The sequence below is a fragment of the Streptomyces sp. NPDC059861 genome (assembly GCF_042731435.1).
In the GTDB taxonomy this organism is placed as follows: Bacteria; Actinomycetota; Actinomycetes; order Streptomycetales; family Streptomycetaceae; genus Streptomyces.
The window spans coordinates 1-2,655 of sequence record NZ_JBHWJQ010000091.1 but is presented as its reverse complement, the minus strand read 5'-3'; the positions used below and the strand labels follow the sequence as shown (position 1 = coordinate 2,655).

The following is a 2,655-nucleotide window of genomic DNA, read 5'->3' as shown; positions in this document are numbered from 1 at the left end:
AACCCCCACCATCACTCTCGCCGCCTGACTATCGCAAACACCCGCATACCAGGCACCACGTCCTTGACGAAGGACATAGAGACACCCCCCCCCGAAGCGAGCACGCAGCCGGCCTACCCTGACCTCGGGGGCATGGCGGCCGAGACAGCCAACATACGGCACATGTGGGAGTCCGAAGGAGGACCGGACGAGGTCGATGCCGGACCTGATTCTGTCGTCGCTTGGGGCGTCGGCTGCGGAGCCGACATCCTCGGCTGGCTCACCGTTGACCACGACCCCGACAAGTGGCCCAGGGAACGGCACGGCTGGCCCCACTGGAAAATCTACGACTGCGGAATGGCGGAGTTCCTTCGGCGCCTGTTCACCAAGGGCTTTGACGAGTGCCCACTCAGCGACGCCTCCCTCTGGGGCGAGCCCTCTCCGCACTTCGTCCACTGGCGCGAGGAACGACGACGGTGGGAGTCCGGCGTCGACCCCTACACAGGCAAACCCGACCCATACTTCGGCATGAAGTTCGACTGATTGCGCCTCGGCACCTTGCCGACGACCGCGACACCTCACCAACAAACGCCCCGCTGGGACCACCCCGGTGGGGCGATCTCGTTCTCAGTGCTCGGCACCTTCAGTGCCGGACCCGTCGGCATTTTCAGCGTCGGCCAAAGACGGGGTGCTGCGCATCTTCGAGGTGCGCACCGGGAGCATCGCGCTCGCGCTGCGCATCTTCGAGGTGCGCACCGGGAGCATCGCGCTCGCCGCGTTCGTGCGCGCCGCGCTCGCGGTCGAGCTGGGGGACTTCGCTCCGGCGGATCGGCTCTTGCAGGAGAAGGAAGGACTGGCCGGGCCTGCCCGCCGCCGCGAGGAGAACCAGGCCGGCGGCGGCTAGACGCCCCGCGGGCGGGATGGCCTCACGGGTCTCCTCGGCGAGCCACTCGTAGGTGGCCTCCTCCTCGCCGTGCCGCTTCTGCAGATCTTCGATGCCTCCGTTGGTGAAGTACATCGGACTCCATGTCCTTCGTCAGTTGGTGTGGGCGGACCACGGACTTCGTGTCCCGCACGACTTGGGGCGAGACGATTCGTCTTGCTACGGTGAGGGCATGGCTTTCCTCTTCTTCGTCTGAGTCCGGGCACGGCCCCTGGGGCCGCTTCTGCTGCCCGTAGACCCTTCGTATGCCCGGGGAAAGCCCTATGCGCGACCGCGCTCATACCACCTTGCCCACCACCGTCCACGCTGTGGCGCAGCTGTCTGTCAAGTCCGTCACCAAGTCGTATGGCACCCGGACTGTCCTTGACCAGGTCTCCTTCACCGTCCGGCCGGGCGAGAAGGCCGCCGTCATTGGTGAGAACGGTTCCGGCAAGTCCACCTTGCTGCGGCTGCTCGCCGCGGTCGAGATCCCGGACGCCGGGGAGGTCACCGTCCGCTTTCCCGGCGGAACTGGCCACCTCGCCCAGACCCTCGACCTCGATGCGGACTGCACCGTGCAGGATGCCGTCGACCTTGCTCTGACCGAACTGCGCGATATGGAGCGAAGGCTCCGTGCGGCAGAGGAGTCCCTCGCCGACGCGTCGGACGAGGAGCTTGCCGCGTACGGCGAGCTGCTGACCGCTTTCGAGGAACGGGGCGGCTACGAGGCGGACGCCCGTGTGGATGCCGCCATGCACGGGCTCGGGCTGGCCCGGATCACCCGGGAGCGCCTGCTCGGCTCACTGTCCGGTGGCGAGCAGTCGCGCCTCGCGCTCGCCTGCGTCCTGGCTGCCGCCCCCGAGCTGCTGCTCCTGGACGAACCGACGAATCAGCTCGACGCGGCGGCCGTGTGCTGGCTGGAGGAACACCTGCGCGCACACCGAGGCACCGTCGTCGCGGTCACCCACGACCGCGGCTTCCTGGAGCGCATCGCCACCACGATCCTCGAGGTCGACCGGGACGAGTGCACCGTGCGCCGGTACGGCGACGGCTGGGCCGGCTACCGCGCCGCGAAGGCCGCCGCCCGGCGCGGAGCGGAGCAGCGGTACGCGGACTGGGTCGCGGAGGTGGCCCGCACGGAGGAGGTGCTGGAGGCTGCAGGCAGGAGGCTAGCCGCCACCGGCCGCGACCCGAAGCAGGGTTTCGGCAAGCACCGCCGGTCCAGCGAGGCGAAGCTCGGCGGCCAGGTGCGCTCGGTGCGGGAGCGCCTGGATTGGCTGCGGCGCAATCCCGTGGCGGAGCCGCCGGTACCACTCAGATTCACCACGGCGCTGCCGTCGGCAGCAGGCGGCCCGGTCCAGGGCACACTCGCCGAGCTCGACAACGTACGGGTCGGGGAACGGCTGCGCCTGGACGGGCTCCTGGCGATCGAGCCCGGAGGGCGCCTCCTTGTCACGGGCGAGAACGGAGCGGGCAAGACGACGCTGCTTCGCGTCCTGGCTGGTGACCTGCAGCCGGACGCGGGCACGACGCGCCGCCCCGCCCGGATCGGCTACCTCACTCAGGAACTGCACGCGCACGCCACGCGGCTGCCGCTGCTCGCCGCGTTCGCCGCAGGGCGGCCCGGGCTGCCGGACGAGCACGCCGAACAGCTCCTGTCTCTAGTAGGACTCCGTTAGGTCTGTGTGTCTACCTTGTTCAGGGGCACGGTGAGTGTGTGGACGCACATGAAGTGAACCGTGTTCGGGCGACGT

1 protein-coding gene and 3 pseudogenes are annotated in these 2,655 nt (G+C 69.1%); 3 read left to right on the top strand and 1 reads right to left on the bottom strand.

Going from position 1 to position 2,655, the window contains the following annotated elements:
• Both ACFV6X_RS35505 and ACFV6X_RS35500 read left to right on the top strand, forming a co-directional pair.
• Positions 1-522: pseudogene (locus ACFV6X_RS35505) on the top strand (hypothetical protein); the annotation flags it as partial.
• A 67-nt stretch (positions 523-589) separates the two neighbouring features.
• Positions 590-883: a DUF6420 family protein gene (locus ACFV6X_RS35500; RefSeq protein ID WP_385390548.1), complete on the top strand. Its 294-nt coding sequence runs from the start codon at positions 590-592 to the stop codon at positions 881-883.
• 33 nt (positions 884-916) lie between these two features.
• Here ACFV6X_RS35500 and ACFV6X_RS35495 read toward each other — a convergent pair.
• Positions 917-997 (bottom strand): annotated as a pseudogene (locus ACFV6X_RS35495) (DUF6104 family protein); the annotation flags it as partial.
• A 188-nt stretch (positions 998-1,185) separates the two neighbouring features.
• On the opposite strand from ACFV6X_RS35495, the pseudogene ACFV6X_RS35490 reads away from it, so the two are divergent.
• A pseudogene (locus ACFV6X_RS35490) lies at positions 1,186-2,565 on the top strand (ATP-binding cassette domain-containing protein); the annotation flags it as partial.
• Positions 2,566-2,655 lie beyond the last annotated feature (90 nt).